15 protein-coding genes are annotated in these 13,046 nt (G+C 67.9%); 13 read left to right on the top strand and 2 right to left on the bottom strand.

Features of this window, described 5'->3' with window-relative positions; genetic code table 11:
• Positions 1 to 33: 33 nt before the first annotated feature.
• Positions 34 to 270 (bottom strand): hypothetical protein, encoded by a 237-nt coding sequence (locus AC4OR5_RS01940; RefSeq protein WP_003096896.1) that lies wholly within the window; start codon positions 268 to 270, stop codon positions 34 to 36.
• A gap of 11 nt (positions 271 to 281) precedes the next feature.
• Between AC4OR5_RS01940 and AC4OR5_RS01935 the strand changes: the two genes are divergently transcribed.
• The 10 genes from AC4OR5_RS01935 to AC4OR5_RS01890 all read left to right on the top strand — a co-directional run bounded on the left by AC4OR5_RS01935 (position 282) and on the right by AC4OR5_RS01890 (position 9,559).
• Entirely contained in the window at positions 282 to 1,910 is a 1,629-nt protein-coding gene (locus tag AC4OR5_RS01935; protein ID WP_023436439.1) for a glycosyltransferase, read from the top strand.
• Positions 1,904 to 3,205 carry a glycosyltransferase gene (locus tag AC4OR5_RS01930; RefSeq protein WP_058159820.1) on the top strand — a complete coding sequence of 434 codons (1,302 nt, stop codon included), beginning with the start codon at positions 1,904 to 1,906 and terminating at the stop codon, positions 3,203 to 3,205. Before AC4OR5_RS01935 ends, AC4OR5_RS01930 begins: the two co-directional genes overlap by 7 nt.
• The gene (locus AC4OR5_RS01925) at positions 3,202 to 4,065 is read left to right on the top strand and encodes a class I SAM-dependent methyltransferase (RefSeq protein ID WP_003110359.1); all 864 of its coding nucleotides are present in this window, start codon (positions 3,202 to 3,204) and stop codon (positions 4,063 to 4,065) included. The genes AC4OR5_RS01930 and AC4OR5_RS01925 overlap by 4 nt, the downstream gene beginning before the upstream one ends.
• On the top strand, positions 4,062 to 5,204 hold the full coding sequence (locus AC4OR5_RS01920) for an acyltransferase family protein (RefSeq protein ID WP_023100277.1): 1,143 nt from the start codon (positions 4,062 to 4,064) through the stop codon (positions 5,202 to 5,204). Before AC4OR5_RS01925 ends, AC4OR5_RS01920 begins: the two co-directional genes overlap by 4 nt.
• The gene (locus tag AC4OR5_RS01915) at positions 5,198 to 6,034 is read left to right on the top strand and encodes a class I SAM-dependent methyltransferase (RefSeq protein ID WP_023436440.1); all 837 of its coding nucleotides are present in this window, start codon (positions 5,198 to 5,200) and stop codon (positions 6,032 to 6,034) included. The genes AC4OR5_RS01920 and AC4OR5_RS01915 overlap by 7 nt, the downstream gene beginning before the upstream one ends.
• A 162-nt stretch (positions 6,035 to 6,196) precedes the next feature.
• On the top strand, positions 6,197 to 6,409 hold the full coding sequence (locus AC4OR5_RS01910) for a DUF1127 domain-containing protein (protein WP_003096905.1): 213 nt from the start codon (positions 6,197 to 6,199) through the stop codon (positions 6,407 to 6,409).
• 95 nt (positions 6,410 to 6,504) lie between these two features.
• Positions 6,505 to 6,822: a DUF2388 domain-containing protein gene (locus AC4OR5_RS01905; RefSeq protein WP_003096907.1), complete on the top strand. Its 318-nt coding sequence runs from the start codon at positions 6,505 to 6,507 to the stop codon at positions 6,820 to 6,822.
• Between the two features lie 124 nt (positions 6,823 to 6,946).
• The gene (locus tag AC4OR5_RS01900) at positions 6,947 to 7,240 is read left to right on the top strand and encodes a DUF2388 domain-containing protein (RefSeq protein WP_003110362.1); all 294 of its coding nucleotides are present in this window, start codon (positions 6,947 to 6,949) and stop codon (positions 7,238 to 7,240) included.
• Positions 7,241 to 7,283: 43 nt separating this feature from the next.
• On the top strand, positions 7,284 to 7,604 hold the full coding sequence (locus AC4OR5_RS01895; RefSeq protein WP_003114112.1) for a DUF2388 domain-containing protein: 321 nt from the start codon (positions 7,284 to 7,286) through the stop codon (positions 7,602 to 7,604).
• Positions 7,601 to 9,559 (top strand): DUF7844 domain-containing protein, encoded by a 1,959-nt coding sequence (locus tag AC4OR5_RS01890; protein WP_003110363.1) that lies wholly within the window; start codon positions 7,601 to 7,603, stop codon positions 9,557 to 9,559. The genes AC4OR5_RS01895 and AC4OR5_RS01890 overlap by 4 nt, the downstream gene beginning before the upstream one ends.
• A 107-nt stretch (positions 9,560 to 9,666) precedes the next feature.
• Here AC4OR5_RS01890 and AC4OR5_RS01885 read toward each other — a convergent pair whose 3' ends face one another.
• Positions 9,667 to 10,086 carry a GFA family protein gene (locus tag AC4OR5_RS01885; protein ID WP_003110364.1) on the bottom strand — a complete coding sequence of 140 codons (420 nt, stop codon included), beginning with the start codon at positions 10,084 to 10,086 and terminating at the stop codon, positions 9,667 to 9,669.
• Between the two features lie 67 nt (positions 10,087 to 10,153).
• On the opposite strand from AC4OR5_RS01885, the gene AC4OR5_RS01880 reads away from it, so the two are divergent.
• The 3 genes from AC4OR5_RS01880 to AC4OR5_RS01870 all read left to right on the top strand — a co-directional run bounded on the left by AC4OR5_RS01880 (position 10,154) and on the right by AC4OR5_RS01870 (position 13,041).
• On the top strand, positions 10,154 to 11,098 hold the full coding sequence (locus AC4OR5_RS01880; protein ID WP_003096914.1) for an AEC family transporter: 945 nt from the start codon (positions 10,154 to 10,156) through the stop codon (positions 11,096 to 11,098).
• Positions 11,095 to 11,457: a DUF2388 domain-containing protein gene (locus tag AC4OR5_RS01875; RefSeq protein ID WP_058155792.1), complete on the top strand. Its 363-nt coding sequence runs from the start codon at positions 11,095 to 11,097 to the stop codon at positions 11,455 to 11,457. The genes AC4OR5_RS01880 and AC4OR5_RS01875 overlap by 4 nt, the downstream gene beginning before the upstream one ends.
• A 279-nt stretch (positions 11,458 to 11,736) precedes the next feature.
• The gene (locus AC4OR5_RS01870; protein WP_003096918.1) at positions 11,737 to 13,041 is read left to right on the top strand and encodes a CitMHS family transporter; all 1,305 of its coding nucleotides are present in this window, start codon (positions 11,737 to 11,739) and stop codon (positions 13,039 to 13,041) included.
• The last annotated feature ends 5 nt before the right edge of the window (positions 13,042 to 13,046 follow it).

Here is a 13,046-nt window from a genome sequence, read left to right as displayed (position 1 = left end):
AATTTCAACCGCTTATTCGTGACCGGTAGGTTCTCACTCGAACGGCATGACGTTTTCTCCGTCAGCCTTCACGTTTTTGCGAAAGGTATGTTTAGAATGCCTCTCGATTTCGTGCTTGACTGCCTCCTGTTCTGTTGATCGAACAGGTCGCGGCTGCGATAACAGAACAAGAACACGATGGGTCGACCAGTCCGCCGGGAAGGCTTCCGGACAACGAAGCAGCGCCTGGCCTCGCTCATCACCACCAAGCTGTCGAACGGGCAGTTTCATCACGAGATGCCATGAATTTCATCCTTTACTCGGATATCAACGAGCGCTCGATCGGCCACAACCTCGGTCGCCCCGAATACAGCTACTACTTCGTCCTCAAGGCCTACCGGCCAATCCTCGAATCGCTGGGACAGGTCCACCTGGTACAGAGCACGGACGAAGTCGACCCGCTCTATCGGCAACTGCATGAACAGGGCGAAGACTGCCTGTTCCTCTCCTTCACCCCGCCGCACAAGGCGGCGCGGGGCCTGCAATGCCCGATGCTGTGCGTGGTCGCCTGGGAGTTCGAGTCGATTCCCGACGTGGCGTGGGACGGCGATCCGGCGCAGGACTGGAGCCAGGTCCTGGCCGGCCATGGCGCAGCCATCACCCTCTCCGAGCAGACTGCCCACGCGGTTCGCCGGGTGCTGGGCGAAGATTTTCCGGTGCTGGCGCTGCCGACGCCGATCTGGGAGGAGTTCGCCGCGATCCGCCAGCAAGGCGAACGGAATCCGGTCAAGTCCGGCGAGACCCTGCAACTCAAGGGCTGCGTCATCGACAGCCGCCTGCTGGGCCTTTCCGCCGACGGCCTCATCGCACCGATCAGGGAAGAGACCGAGGATGAGATCCTCGAGGTCCTCCCCGAGACGCCCGCCGAGCCCGAGCCCGAACCGGTCCCTGAGCCAGAACCAGAGCCAGAGCCGGTTCCTCTCGACTGGAGGCGCCGACTGGTCATCAGCAAGCACTACCTGCTGCTGTGGTACCGGGAAGCCGTCAGCGACCTGGTACCCATACCGGTACGCCGCTGGCTGTTCCGTCACCTGCGCCGGCCGCTGCCGCCCCCGCCAACGGCGCTGGAAACGCTGCCGGAGCCATTGCCCCAGGCCACCGAGCCGATGCCGCCCGCCGAGCCCGAGCATCCGCCGGCGCTGCTGCCGGACGTCGACCAGCACCAGCAGGTCGTCGTGGACGGGGTGGTCTACGTCTCGGTGTTCAATCCGCTGGACGGGCGCAAGAACTGGCATCACCTGATCACCGCCTTCTGCTGGGCATTCCGCGACACCAGCGATGCCACGCTGGTGCTGAAGATGACCCAGAGCGACCTGACGACCTACCACGTCGAACTGCTCACCCTGCTTTCCCAACTGTCGCCGTTCGCCTGCCGGGTCATCGCCCTGCACGGCTATCTCGACGCCGCGGAGTACGCCCGCCTGTACGGAGCCGCCAGCTACTACGTGAACACCTCGCGCTGCGAGGGCCTGTGCCTGCCGCTGATGGAATTCATGTCCTGCGGCACCCCGGCGATCGCTCCGGACCATTCGGCGATGGCCGACTACATGGACGCCCAGGTGGGCTTCGTGGTCCGCTCCAGCCAGGAGCCCGCGGCCTGGCCGCAGGATTCGCGCCGGTTGTACAGCACCCGGCGCTACCGGCCGAGCTGGGAGTCCCTGAAGGAGGCCTACCTGGAGAGCTACCGGGTGGCCCGGGAACAGCCGGAGCGCTATCGGCAGCTGTCCGCCGCGGCCAACCAACGCATGCGCGGCTACTGCGCCGGCGACGTGGTCCGCCAGCGCCTGGAACCCTTCCTTTCCGCCCGCAAGGCAACCCCTGCGCCCGGCGTCGAACTGGCGGCCACCGCCACAGGCAACGTTCCATGCTGATCATCATCCACTCCGAGACCAACAAGACCACCATCCGGCAGAACCTCGGGCGCCCGGAGTACAGCTATTACTTCGTCCTCAAGGAATTCCGTCCGCTGCTGGAAGAGATCGGCCAGGTGGTCGAAGTCAGCGATCCCGACGAACTGGTGGACCGCCTCTACCACGACTGCCGCAAGCGCGGCGAACCCTGCGTCTTCCTCTCCTTCTCGCCGCCCCATCGCACGCCGATCCACCATGCCTGCCCGACCATCCCGGTGTTCGCCTGGGAGTTCAGCACCCTGCCCAGCGAAACCTGGCACGGCGAACCGCGCCACGACTGGCGACACGTGCTGCGCCACAGCGGACGGGCCATCACCCATTCCAGCTTCACGGTCGACGTGGTGCGCGCCGCCATGGGTCGCGACTACCCGGTACTGAGCGTGCCGGCGCCGGTCTGGGATCGCTTCGCCAACCGCGCCTCGCAGCAGGCGGGCCGTCCCGAAGCCCGGGATGTGCGCCTGCGCCTGGACGGCCTGCTGGTGGACAGCCGCCAGCTGGACCTGGCCGTCCATGCCGACCCCGAGCCCTCGGCGGAGGTCCTGGCCCTGCCGGACCGCGCGGCGAAACAGGTCGAGCTGAGCCTCGACGGGGTCATCTACACCTCGGTGTTCAACCCCTACGACGGGCGCAAGAACTGGCAGGACATGATCAGCGCGTTCTGCGCCACCTTCCGCGACGAGCCCGACGCCACCCTGGTGCTGAAACTGACCCACCACAACGTCGGCGAAGCGCTGGCCGACATGCTTCACCACCTGTACAAGAACCAGTCCTACCGCTGCCGCATCGTGCTGATCCACGGCTACCTCGCCGACCCGGACTACGAGCGGCTGGTCGAGGCCACCAGCTACGTGGTGAACACCTCCTACGGCGAAGGCCAATGCCTGCCGCTGATGGAATTCATGTCCAGCGGCAAGCCGGCCGTGGCTCCGCGCAATACCGCGATGATCGACTACATCGACGCCGACAACGCCTTCATCGTCGACTCCTCGGAAGAAGCCACCGCCTGGCCCCACGACCCGCGTGCGGCCTACCGCACGCTGCGCTACATCACCGACTGGGAGTCGCTGTGCCGGGCCTACCGGGCCAGTTTCGAGGTCGCTCGCCAGGAACCGGAGCGCTACGCACGCATGTCCGCGCATGCCAGCGCCAGCCTCGAACGCTTCTGCAGCCGCAAGCTGGCCGTGGAGCGCGTGCGTCGCTTCCTCGACGAAGCGGCACAAGGCGACCCCGCCGCCTTGCAAAGCATCCCGGCATGATCCGCGCCCTGCTCCAACGCTGGCGTTCCCGTCCCGCTGCGGCGAGCGAACCGGTGTCGCCACGCATGTGCGGTCTGCGCGATGCGGTGCTGGATGGCTGGTTCCGCAGCGAAACCGGCGAACTGCTCGCCGGCTTCGCCATCGGCGCCCAGGACACCCTGCTCGATCTCGGCTGCGGCGAAGGCGTCGCCACCCTCTTCGCCGCCCGCCAGGGCGCTTCGGTGATCTTCACCGACAGCGAGGAGGACAAGGTGCGGAGCCTGGCGCAGCAGGTCGAGGCGGTGGCCCGGCGGCCCTTCACCGGCCTGGTCAGCGACAGCGACCCGCTGCCGCTGCGCGACGCCTGCGCCGACAAGCTGGTGTGCATGGAAGTGCTCGAACACGTGGCCAACCCAGCGCGGGTGATGGCCGAACTCGTGCGTCTCGGGCGCCCTGGCGCGCAGTACCTGCTGAGCGTGCCGGACCCGGTCGGCGAACACCTGCAGCAGGGCATCGCCCCGGCCGACTACTTCCGGGCGCCCAACCACATCCACATCTTCTCCCGCGACGACTTCGCGCGCCTGGTGCAGGACGCCGGGCTGGTCATCGAGCACCGCCAGGCCAGCGGCTTCTTCTGGGTGATGGGCATGATCTTCTTCTGGGCCAGCGAACGGGCCGCCGGCCGTGAGCTCGGCGGCGCCGTCCGCGACCGTATCCAGCCGCCCTACCCGGCGCTGATGGAAGACTGGGCACGGCTCTGGGAAAACCTCCTGGCCCGTCCCGACGGCCTGGAGATCAAGCACCTGCTCGACCATTTCATGCCCAAGAGCCAGGTGATCATCGCGCGCAAGCCGCTCGACCCCGGACCGTCGCGGACATGAGCGGCAAACGCATCCTCGACATCGAACTGTTGCGCGGGCTGGCCGTACTCGGCGTGGTATTCCACCATCTGCACGGCAACCTGTTCAGCGGCTCCCCGGCACTGCTGGACGGCATCAACCAGCGCGTCCAGTTCTGGTGGGGCGTGGACCTGTTCTTCGCCATCTCCGGCTTCGTCATCGCCCGCACCCTCATCCCGCAACTGCGCGAGGCGCCCACACGCCAGGCATTCTGGGAACAGGCGCGGTACTTCTGGATCCGCCGCGCCTTCCGCCTGTTGCCCTCGGCCTGGCTGTGGCTGGCGCTGATCCTGGCCTGTTGCCTGCTGCTGAACCGCTCCGGAGCCTTCGGCAGCCTGTCGGCCAACCTCGCGGCGAGCCTCGCCGGTTTCCTCCAGGTCGCCAACTTCCGCTTCGCCGACAGTTTCTACCGCTACGAATACGGTGCCAGCTTCGTCTACTGGAGCCTTTCCCTGGAGGAACAGTTCTACCTCCTGCTGCCGCTGCTGGTCCTCTGCCTGCGTCGCTACCTGGGCTGGGCCCTGCTGGCGCTGGTGCTGGTCCAGTTCTTCAGCCTGCGCACGCCGCTGCTGATGGTGTTGCGCACCGACGCCCTGGCCATCGGCGTACTGCTCGCCCTCGCCTCCCTGCAGCCTGGCTATGCCCGCTGGAACCCCACCCTGCTGGGCCGCGCCTGGAGCGGGCCGTTGCTGCTGGTCGCCGTGGCCGCGGCCCTGGGCGTGCTGGCCAGCGAAGCGTACAGCCTGGTCGCCGTGCGGATCGGCGCCATCGCGCTATTGTGCGGACTGCTGGTGTGGATAGCCTCCTACGACCGCGACTACCTGCTCTCCAACGGGCCGCTGAAGCGCTTGCTGGTCTGGGTCGGCGCGCGCTCCTATGCGATCTACCTGATCCACATCCCGGCGTTCTATCTCAGTCGCGAACTCTGCTTCCGCCTGGGCTGGGACGCCGGCGAGCGGCCCCTGTCGCTGCTCGGCACCAGCCTGGTCCTGATCGTCGTACTCAGCGAGCTCAACTACCGCTTCGTCGAGAGCCCCTGCCGCGACCTGGGCTCCCGCCTGGTCAAGCGCCTGAGCGCCGCCCGCCGCGTCGCCACCACTTCCGGAGCCACCTCATGCTGAACTTCCTCAAGAAGATCGTCTCGCCGCCCAGCCCCGCCACCGAGCCCGTCGCCGTGCCACCCGCCCCCGCGCCGGTCGACCCGTACATGCTCGGGTTGCGCGACGCGGTGCTCAGCGGCTGGTTCAACCAGGAGACCGACGAGCTGTTCAGCGGCTTTCCGATTTCCGCCGAGGACACCGTGCTCGACGTGGGGTGCGGCGACGGCGGCAACGTTCATTTCTGCGCCATGCGCGGCGCTCGCATCATCATCGCCGACATCGACGCGGAAAAGATCGCCAGGACCCGCGAGCGCCTGGCCGATACCCCGGCCCGCGAACTGGAATGCCTGGTCAGCGACTGCGACCCGTTGCCCCTGGCTGACGCCACGGCCACCCGGGTGGTCTCCACCGAGGTCATCGAGCACGTCGACGATCCGCGGCAGTTCCTCGCCGAGCTGGTGCGGGTCGGCCAGCCCGGCGCACTCTATCTGCTCAGCGTGCCGCATCCCACGTCGGAAGACCTGCAGAAGGACTTCGCCGCCGACGAATACTTCCGCAAGCCCAACCACATCCGCGTGCTCGGCGAGGAGCAGTTCGCCGCACTGGTGCGCGAAGCCGGGCTGGAAATCCTCAGCCACAGCCGCTACGGCTTCTACTGGTCGCTGTGGATGCTGCTGTTCTGGGAGGCCAAGGTCGATTTCGGCAATCCCGACCATCCCCTCCTCGAACACTGGGCCAGGACCTGGCAGGCGCTGCTCGACTCGCCGCGCGGCCCGGCCATCAAGCAGGCCCTGGACGCCGTGGTCGCCAAGAGCCAGGTGATCATCGCGCGCAAGCCCGCCCAGGCGTAGAGCCACCGGAACAGTTCCGCTACAGCCGGGCAGAACAGTTGCCGGGGCCACCGAACTGTTCCGTCCAACTCCCGCGTGGTTGCCCCTGAGCAAGCCAGCGGTCCCGGCGCATCATGAGGTTCCACACCCCGCCCCCATCCCCGGGATGGGAAGGAACGCACGATGAGGACATCCCCGCACCCGCACGCCGGGAGTTCCAGCGGTCTCCCGGCCGCCCATCCACATCTCGCCGCCCTGCTGGAAAAATTGAATTCCTGGCGACAAAATGCTCGATCGCGCAAGCATCTTGCGCAAATGTCCGAACACGACCTCGCCGACCTGGCGATCAGCCCGAGCGAACGCTACGTAGAGATTTCGAAACCTTTCTGGCGCTGAGCCGCTGGTGACGTGGCGCACAGTTGGTTAGTCTCAGCGTTGACACGGCCGCGCGGATGCGGCCGTCTACGCTGACTTCGTTCGGAGCAACTCACATGAAACGTCTGCGCCTGATCGGTGCCGCTGCCCTGCTCGCCTGCGCCTCCAGCGCGTTCGCCAGCAGCTTCGTGGTCACCACGGATACCCTGGTCCGCGCTACCGGCATGACCTCCAATGCCACTTCGGACATCACCAATTCCTTCCGCGACGACAAGATCGTCCTCGAAGCGCGCGACGACGCCGCCAGCTTCGTCGCCAGCCAGGGCGACATCCGCGGCTCGCACCTGGAAGCCGCACTGCGCCACATCCGTGGCAAGCTGCCGAGCCTGGCCGCCAACGACATGCAACTGGCCCAGGCGATCCTGACCATCTGAGTCGCCCGCCCCGCCGCCGCAGCCGCCCGGCTGCGGCGATGACCCGGCCGACCGGCCACACTGGCTCCGCGCCGCACATTCCGTTAGCCTTGGCGGCTGTTCCAGTCCTATTCCGCTCAACCCCATGCGTTACCGGTTCTCGTTGTTCTTCTGTTGCCTGCTGGCGCCCGCTGCGCACGCCTTCGATACCACGACGGCGTTCACCGCGAAGTCTCTTTACGTCACCAGCAAGCTGACCAGCACGCCGTTCGAGAACAAATTGTTACGCGATGCCCGGGGCGATGCGGCCAGTTTCGTCGCCAGCGATGGCAGCATCCGCGGTGCGCGCCTGGAAGCGGCATTGCGCTGGCTGCGTGTCGCGCACCCCGAGCTGGCGGCCAGCGATCAGGAACTGGCCGAAGCAATTCTTGCCCAATAGGCGATCACCACCGTTCCGGAGAACCTCCATGCGCCGTAGCTCCATGCGTCATAGCCCCCTGTTCGCCGCCCTGCTGCTGGCGCTCTGCGCCACGGCCGCGGAAGCACGCTCGGTGGTCGCGACCAGCAATATCATCGTCCGCGCCCTCGACCGCAGCATCGACTTCACTTCCGACACCACCACTTCCGTGCGCGACATGAAAGTGGTCACCGAGGCGCGCGACGACGCCGCCAGTTTCGTCGCCAGCGACGGCGCCATTCGCGGCGCCCAGCTGGAAGCCGCGATGCGGACCCTGCGCAGCCGTCTGCCGGAAGCCCGCGAAGCCTCCGACCAGGTACTTGCCGAAGCCATTCTCGCCCTGTGAGGAAGGCCTGCGCCTGGCTGCTGGCGCTGGCCCTCTGCGGAGCCGGCAACGCGACGGCGGCCCTGCGCCTGAAACTCGACGCGCCTGGGCTGGACCCTGCGCAGCGCGAGGCCAGCCAGCAACTCTTGGACGAAGCCGCGGACAAGCTGCCGCCGGCCTTCCGCGAACGCCTGGACCGCGAGATCGAGGTCGAGTGGCGCGACGACCTGCCCGCCAACGGCATGGGCCAGGCCCGTGGCCCGCAGCGCATCGCGCTGAACCGCAAGTACCTGGCCGATCTCACCGACGGCAGCGCCGCCAGCCGCCAGACCGGGCGCGTGCACGGCACCGAGCGGCGCGAGCTGCTGGCGACCCTGCTGCACGAGCTGACCCACGTCTACGATCGCGCGCGCCTGTGGTCGGCGGAGGAAAAACGCGAGATCCGCCGCTGCACGCGCCAGGAAGAAACCCTCGGCCGGATCGCCCAGCCCACCGATTGCCGCGGGCAGAGCGGTCGCCGCTTCACGCTCTCCGACGACCCGCGCCTGCTCGATCTCGCCGGCTGGCCGCAGCGCGCCGGCCAGCGCGGGCGGCGCGAGGCGCACAATGGCTTCGTACTGCGCAGCCCGGACGTCTACGAGCTGAGCAATCCGCGCGAGTTCGTCGCGGTGAACATGGAGTACTTCCTCCTCGATCCCAGCTACGCCTGCCGCCGCCCGGCGCTCTACCGCTACTACCAGCAACGCTTCGGCTGGGCGCCGGAACACAGTGCCTGTGCGCAGAGCTTCGCCTACCTCAACGCCGGCCGCGACTTCGGCCAGCAGCCGCTGGGCCAGCTCGACCCCGAGCGGGTCTACGAGGTCGACTACCTGCTGGCCGAGGCCAACGACAACCTGGTCAGCCGCTGGGGCCACACCATGCTCCGCCTGGTGATCTGCGCCCCCGGCCGGCCGCGCGGGCCGGACTGCCGGCTGGACCTCGACCAGCATCTGGTGCTGTCCTACCGCGCCTTCGTCGGCGACCTGCAATTGTCCAGCTGGGACGGCCTGACCGGCGCCTATCCGTCGCGCCTGTTCGTCCTGCCGCTGTCGCAGGTGATCGAGGAATACACCAAGGTCGAGCTGCGCAGCCTCGCCTCGGTGCCGCTGAAGCTGGACCGCGAGGAGGTCGCCAGCCTGGTCGAGCGCGCCGCGCAGAGTCACTGGAGCTACGACGGTCAGTACTACTTCATCTCCAACAATTGCGCGGTGGAAACCCTCAAGCTGCTGCGCAGCGGCATCCCCCGGCGACCGCTGCAAAGCCTGGACAGCATCACCCCCTACGGCGTGCTCGAGATGCTGGAGAACCGCAAGCTGGCCGATCCCAGTGTGCTCGACGATCCCAAGGAAGCCCTGCGCCTGGGCTACCGCTTCGACTCCTTCCGCGACCGCTACCAGGCGATGTTCGACGTGCTCAAGCAGCGCCTGCACATCCCCCAGGACAAGGTCGAGGACTGGCTGGCGCTGCCGGCCAGGGAGCGCCAGCCCTGGTTCGCCAAGGCCGACCTGCGCGCCAGCGCCGCGCTGCTGCTGCTCGAGCAGGCCTCGCTGCGGCGCCAGCTGCTGCTCGCCCAGGACGAGTTGAAGCGCCTGTACCTCGGCCACCTGGACAAGCCGGCCGGCGACCAGCGCCTGGAAGTGGCCGGCAAGACCTTCCAGCAGATCCTCGACGACAGCGGCTTCCTCAGTCGTCCGGCGGAACTCCTGGAGGGCGGCTACGGCCTGCCGCAGGCCGCCGAGTGGAAGCACCTGGAAGAGCAGACCCGCGAACGCCAGGCGCGCCTGCGCCGGCTCAGCGACGACCTCGACCGCGAGGTCCGCGCCCTGCTCGATCCCGAGCGCCGCGCCGAGCTGGAAGCCAACGAGGCCAACATCAAGGAGGTCGGCGCGCACCTGCGCGAGCTGCACAAGGCGGCCGGCGGGCTGATGCTGCCCTGAGGGAGGCGCCTGCAGGACGCATGGTCCCGGGCGCTCTTCCAGCGCCTCGCAGACGGCGGATAACGCTCTGCGTTATTCACCCTACAGGTGCCAGCTCCGGTCTTCGCTCACGGGGCGTCCGCTCCGGCGATGAACTCCTCGTCCTCTTCGGGCAACTGCGGGTCGAGGTGTAGCCATGGCAGGCGGCTGCCGACCCAGATATGCCGGTTGGCGGGCGCGCGCTCGGGATGGTCGAGGCTGGCCACGGTGAAGTCCAGGGTATCGGCGCTGAGCCGGGTGAACAACGCCAGGTTGGCCCCGCAACGCGGGCAGAAGTAGCGCGTGCAGCTGGCCGACGAGGCATATTCCGCCGCTTCGCCCGCCAGCCAGCGGAACGCCGCGCGCGGCACCGTGGCCCAGGTGGTGACGATGCCGCCGGTGGTGCGCCGGCAGATCGAGCAGTGGCAGTGAGCGACATCGTCCAGCGGCGCGGCGACGGCGTAGCGCAGATAGCCGCAATGGCAACCGCCGGTATGGGTCTCGGGCATGGCGAATCCTCCTCGCGGGAGTGCCAGCATAAGCCGGACTTGCCCTGTGCCGCAGCCACCTCGCAAGATGAGCGGATTCCACTATCCGGGGGTGCCCGTGACCGCTCTGCTCTACTCCCTCTGGCCGCTGTTCGCCCTCATCGTCGGCGGTTACGCCCTGCGCCGCTGGGACTTTCCCGGCGAAGCCTTCTGGCCTGCCGCCGAACGCCTGAACTACTTCATCCTGTTTCCCGCGCTGCTGTTCAGCAACCTGGCGACCGCGCCGCTGGACGACCCCGGCCTGGCCCGCCAGGCCCTGGCCGTACTGCTCGGGCTCGGCGTCGCCTGGCTCGCCCTGCTGCTCTGCAAGCGCTGGCGCGGCTGGGACGCCGGGCGCTTCGGCGCCATCGCCCAGGGCGTATTGCGCTTCAACACCTATCTCGGCCTGGCCGCGGTCGGCAGCCTGTACGGCAAGCCGGGGCTGACCCTGGCCGCGCTGATGCTGGCGCTGATGGTGCCGACGGTGAACGTGATGTCGGTCTGGGCGCTGACCGCCGAGCGCGGCATCAGCCTGCGCGCGCTGCTGCTGCCGATCCTGAAGAACCCGCTGATCCTCGCCTGCCTCGCCGGCGCACTGGTCAACCTGGCCGGCGTCGGCCTGCCCGGCGGCAGCGATCGCCTGCTCAACCTGCTGGCGGTGGCCAGCCTGCCGCTGGGCCTGCTGTGCGTCGGCGCGGCGCTGAAACCCCAGGAACTCGGCGGCGAAGTCGCGGCCCTTGGCTGGAACTGCGCGGCGCGGCTGCTGGCGATGCCCCTGCTGGCCTTCGCCATCGCTCGCGGGCTGGGCCTGCCGAGCATGGAAAGCGCCGTGCTGGTGCTGTTCTTCGCCCTGCCGACGGCGCCCACCGCCTATGTGCTGACCCGCCAACTGGGCGGCGACGGCCACCTGATGGCGGGCATCATCACCTTGCAAACGCTGCTTTCCGGCGCCACTCTGGTCGGCGTACTCCTCGTGCTGCAAGGAAGCCCATGACGACAGGACGCGTGGCCGCCGCCCTCACGGCGCTCTGCCTGCTCTGCCAACCGGCCTTCGGTTTCATCAAGGTGTTTCCCGAATTCGACGACGAACCCGGCGCCGCCACCTTCTTCTGGGCGGCCGTCACCACCGTCGGCCCGTTCATCGGCAGCACCATCAGCGCACAGGAGTCCAGCGCTGATGAGGGCGACAAGCTCGTCCAGGCGCGGGACGACGCCGCCAGCTTCGTCGCCAGCGACGGTGCGATCCGTGGCGCGTACCTCCAGGCGGCCTTGCAGGTCCTGCGCCAGGCCCCGGAATACGCCGGGTACAGCGACCTGCAACTGGCCGCGGCGCTCCTCACGCGGCAGCCCTGATCGACCACATATCCGAAATTACCCGCACGTTTCCCGCCGTTATCCAGCGAAAGCTGCCTGAAAGCTTCCCGCCGTAGCATCCGCCCACCACCGGCAGAAGACCGGTCACGACGGCGCGTCCATGAGACGCCCGCTTACCCGTACAAAAACAACAATGGTGATTGCCATGCCCCGTTCCGCACACGCCTACAGCCGCACTCCGTCCGCGCGACGCCTCCCGCCCGCCGCCTGCTGACCGCACGCCGCACGCCCGTCCGCCGTCTTCCCCGGAGTGAACCCATGCTGACCCTGCTCGCCTTCGCCATGGTGGCGACCTTCATGTTCCTGATCATGACCAAGCGCCTGTCCGCGCTGATCGCGCTGATCCTGGTCCCGATCGCCTTCGCCCTGATCGGCGGTTTCGCCGCCGGCCTCGGCCCGATGATGCTCGACGGCATCCGCACCCTGGCGCCGACCGGCGTGATGCTGATGTTCGCGATCCTTTACTTCGCCATCATGATCGACTCCGGGCTGTTCGACCCGGCGGTGCGCAAGATCCTCCGGCTGGTCAAGGGCGACCCGCTGAAGGTCTCGCTGGGCACCGCGGCGCTGGCGATGATCGTCTCCCTCGACGGCGACGGCTCGACCACCTACATGATCTGCGTGGCCGCCGTGCTGCCGTTGTACAGCCGCCTGGGCATGAGCCCGCTGGTGATGGCCTGCCTGATCATGCTCTCCAGCGGCGTGCTCAACATGACCCCCTGGGGTGGCCCCACCGCCCGCGCGGCGAGTGCCCTGCACGTCGACCCCGCGGATATCTTCGTGCCGATGATCCCGGCGATGATCGCCGGGCTGCTGGCGATCTTCGCCATCGCCTGGATCTACGGCAAGCGCGAGCGCGCCCGCCTCGGCGAGCTGCACCTGCCCACCGACCACGAGGACCTGGCGGAGATCAGCGTGTCGCAGTATCCGGAGGCGCGCCGGCCCAAGCTGCTGTGGTTCAACGCCATTCTCACCGTGGTCCTGATGGCGACCCTGATCGCCGGCCTGCTGCCGATGCCGGTGCTGTTCATGATCGCCTTCGGCATCGCCATGATCGTCAACTACCCGTGCATCCAGGAGCAGAAGAAGCGCATCGGCGCGCACGCCGAGAACATTCTCGCGGTGGTCTCGCTGATCTTCGCCGCCGGGGTGTTCACCGGCATCCTCTCCGGCACCGGGATGGTCGACGCCATGTCCAAGAGCCTGCTGGCGGTGATCCCGCCGGCGCTGGGCCCATACCTGGCGACCATCACCGCGCTGGTGAGCATGCCGTTCACCTTCTTCATGTCCAACGACGCCTTCTACTACGGCGTCCTGCCGATCCTCACCCAGGCCGCCGCCGAATACGGCATCACCCCGGTGGAAATGGCCCGCGCCTCGATCGTCGGCCAGCCGGTGCACCTGCTCAGCCCGCTGGTGCCCTCCACCTACCTGCTGGTGGGGCTGGCCAAGATCGACTTCGGCGACCACCAGCGCTTCACCCTGAAATGGGCCGTGCTGGTGTGCCTGGCAATCCTCGCCATGGCCCTGCTGCTGGGCCTGTTCCCCCTGTTCAGTAACTGACCGAG

It is taken from the genome of Pseudomonas sp. YA1, assembly GCF_058680555.1.
Note: the sequence above shows the minus strand (reverse complement) of the source record. Positions and strands in the feature narration are given on the sequence as shown.

Excerpts from the sequence above, each read along its gene's own strand:
- AC4OR5_RS01940 (WP_003096896.1), bottom strand. The coding sequence starts at position 270 with ATGAAACTGCCCGTTCGACAGCTTGGTGGTGATGAGCGAGGCCAGGCG.
- AC4OR5_RS01935 (WP_023436439.1), top strand. The coding sequence starts at position 282 with ATGAATTTCATCCTTTACTCGGATATCAACGAGCGCTCGATCGGCCAC.
- AC4OR5_RS01930 (WP_058159820.1), top strand. The coding sequence starts at position 1,904 with ATGCTGATCATCATCCACTCCGAGACCAACAAGACCACCATCCGGCAG.
- AC4OR5_RS01925 (WP_003110359.1), top strand. The coding sequence starts at position 3,202 with ATGATCCGCGCCCTGCTCCAACGCTGGCGTTCCCGTCCCGCTGCGGCG.
- AC4OR5_RS01920 (WP_023100277.1), top strand. The coding sequence starts at position 4,062 with ATGAGCGGCAAACGCATCCTCGACATCGAACTGTTGCGCGGGCTGGCC.
- AC4OR5_RS01915 (WP_023436440.1), top strand. The coding sequence starts at position 5,198 with ATGCTGAACTTCCTCAAGAAGATCGTCTCGCCGCCCAGCCCCGCCACC.
- AC4OR5_RS01910 (WP_003096905.1), top strand. The coding sequence starts at position 6,197 with ATGAGGACATCCCCGCACCCGCACGCCGGGAGTTCCAGCGGTCTCCCG.
- AC4OR5_RS01905 (WP_003096907.1), top strand. The coding sequence starts at position 6,505 with ATGAAACGTCTGCGCCTGATCGGTGCCGCTGCCCTGCTCGCCTGCGCC.
- AC4OR5_RS01900 (WP_003110362.1), top strand. The coding sequence starts at position 6,947 with ATGCGTTACCGGTTCTCGTTGTTCTTCTGTTGCCTGCTGGCGCCCGCT.
- AC4OR5_RS01895 (WP_003114112.1), top strand. The coding sequence starts at position 7,284 with ATGCGTCATAGCCCCCTGTTCGCCGCCCTGCTGCTGGCGCTCTGCGCC.
- AC4OR5_RS01885 (WP_003110364.1), bottom strand. The coding sequence starts at position 10,086 with ATGCCCGAGACCCATACCGGCGGTTGCCATTGCGGCTATCTGCGCTAC.
- AC4OR5_RS01880 (WP_003096914.1), top strand. The coding sequence starts at position 10,154 with ATGAGCGGATTCCACTATCCGGGGGTGCCCGTGACCGCTCTGCTCTAC.
- AC4OR5_RS01875 (WP_058155792.1), top strand. The coding sequence starts at position 11,095 with ATGACGACAGGACGCGTGGCCGCCGCCCTCACGGCGCTCTGCCTGCTC.
- AC4OR5_RS01870 (WP_003096918.1), top strand. The coding sequence starts at position 11,737 with ATGCTGACCCTGCTCGCCTTCGCCATGGTGGCGACCTTCATGTTCCTG.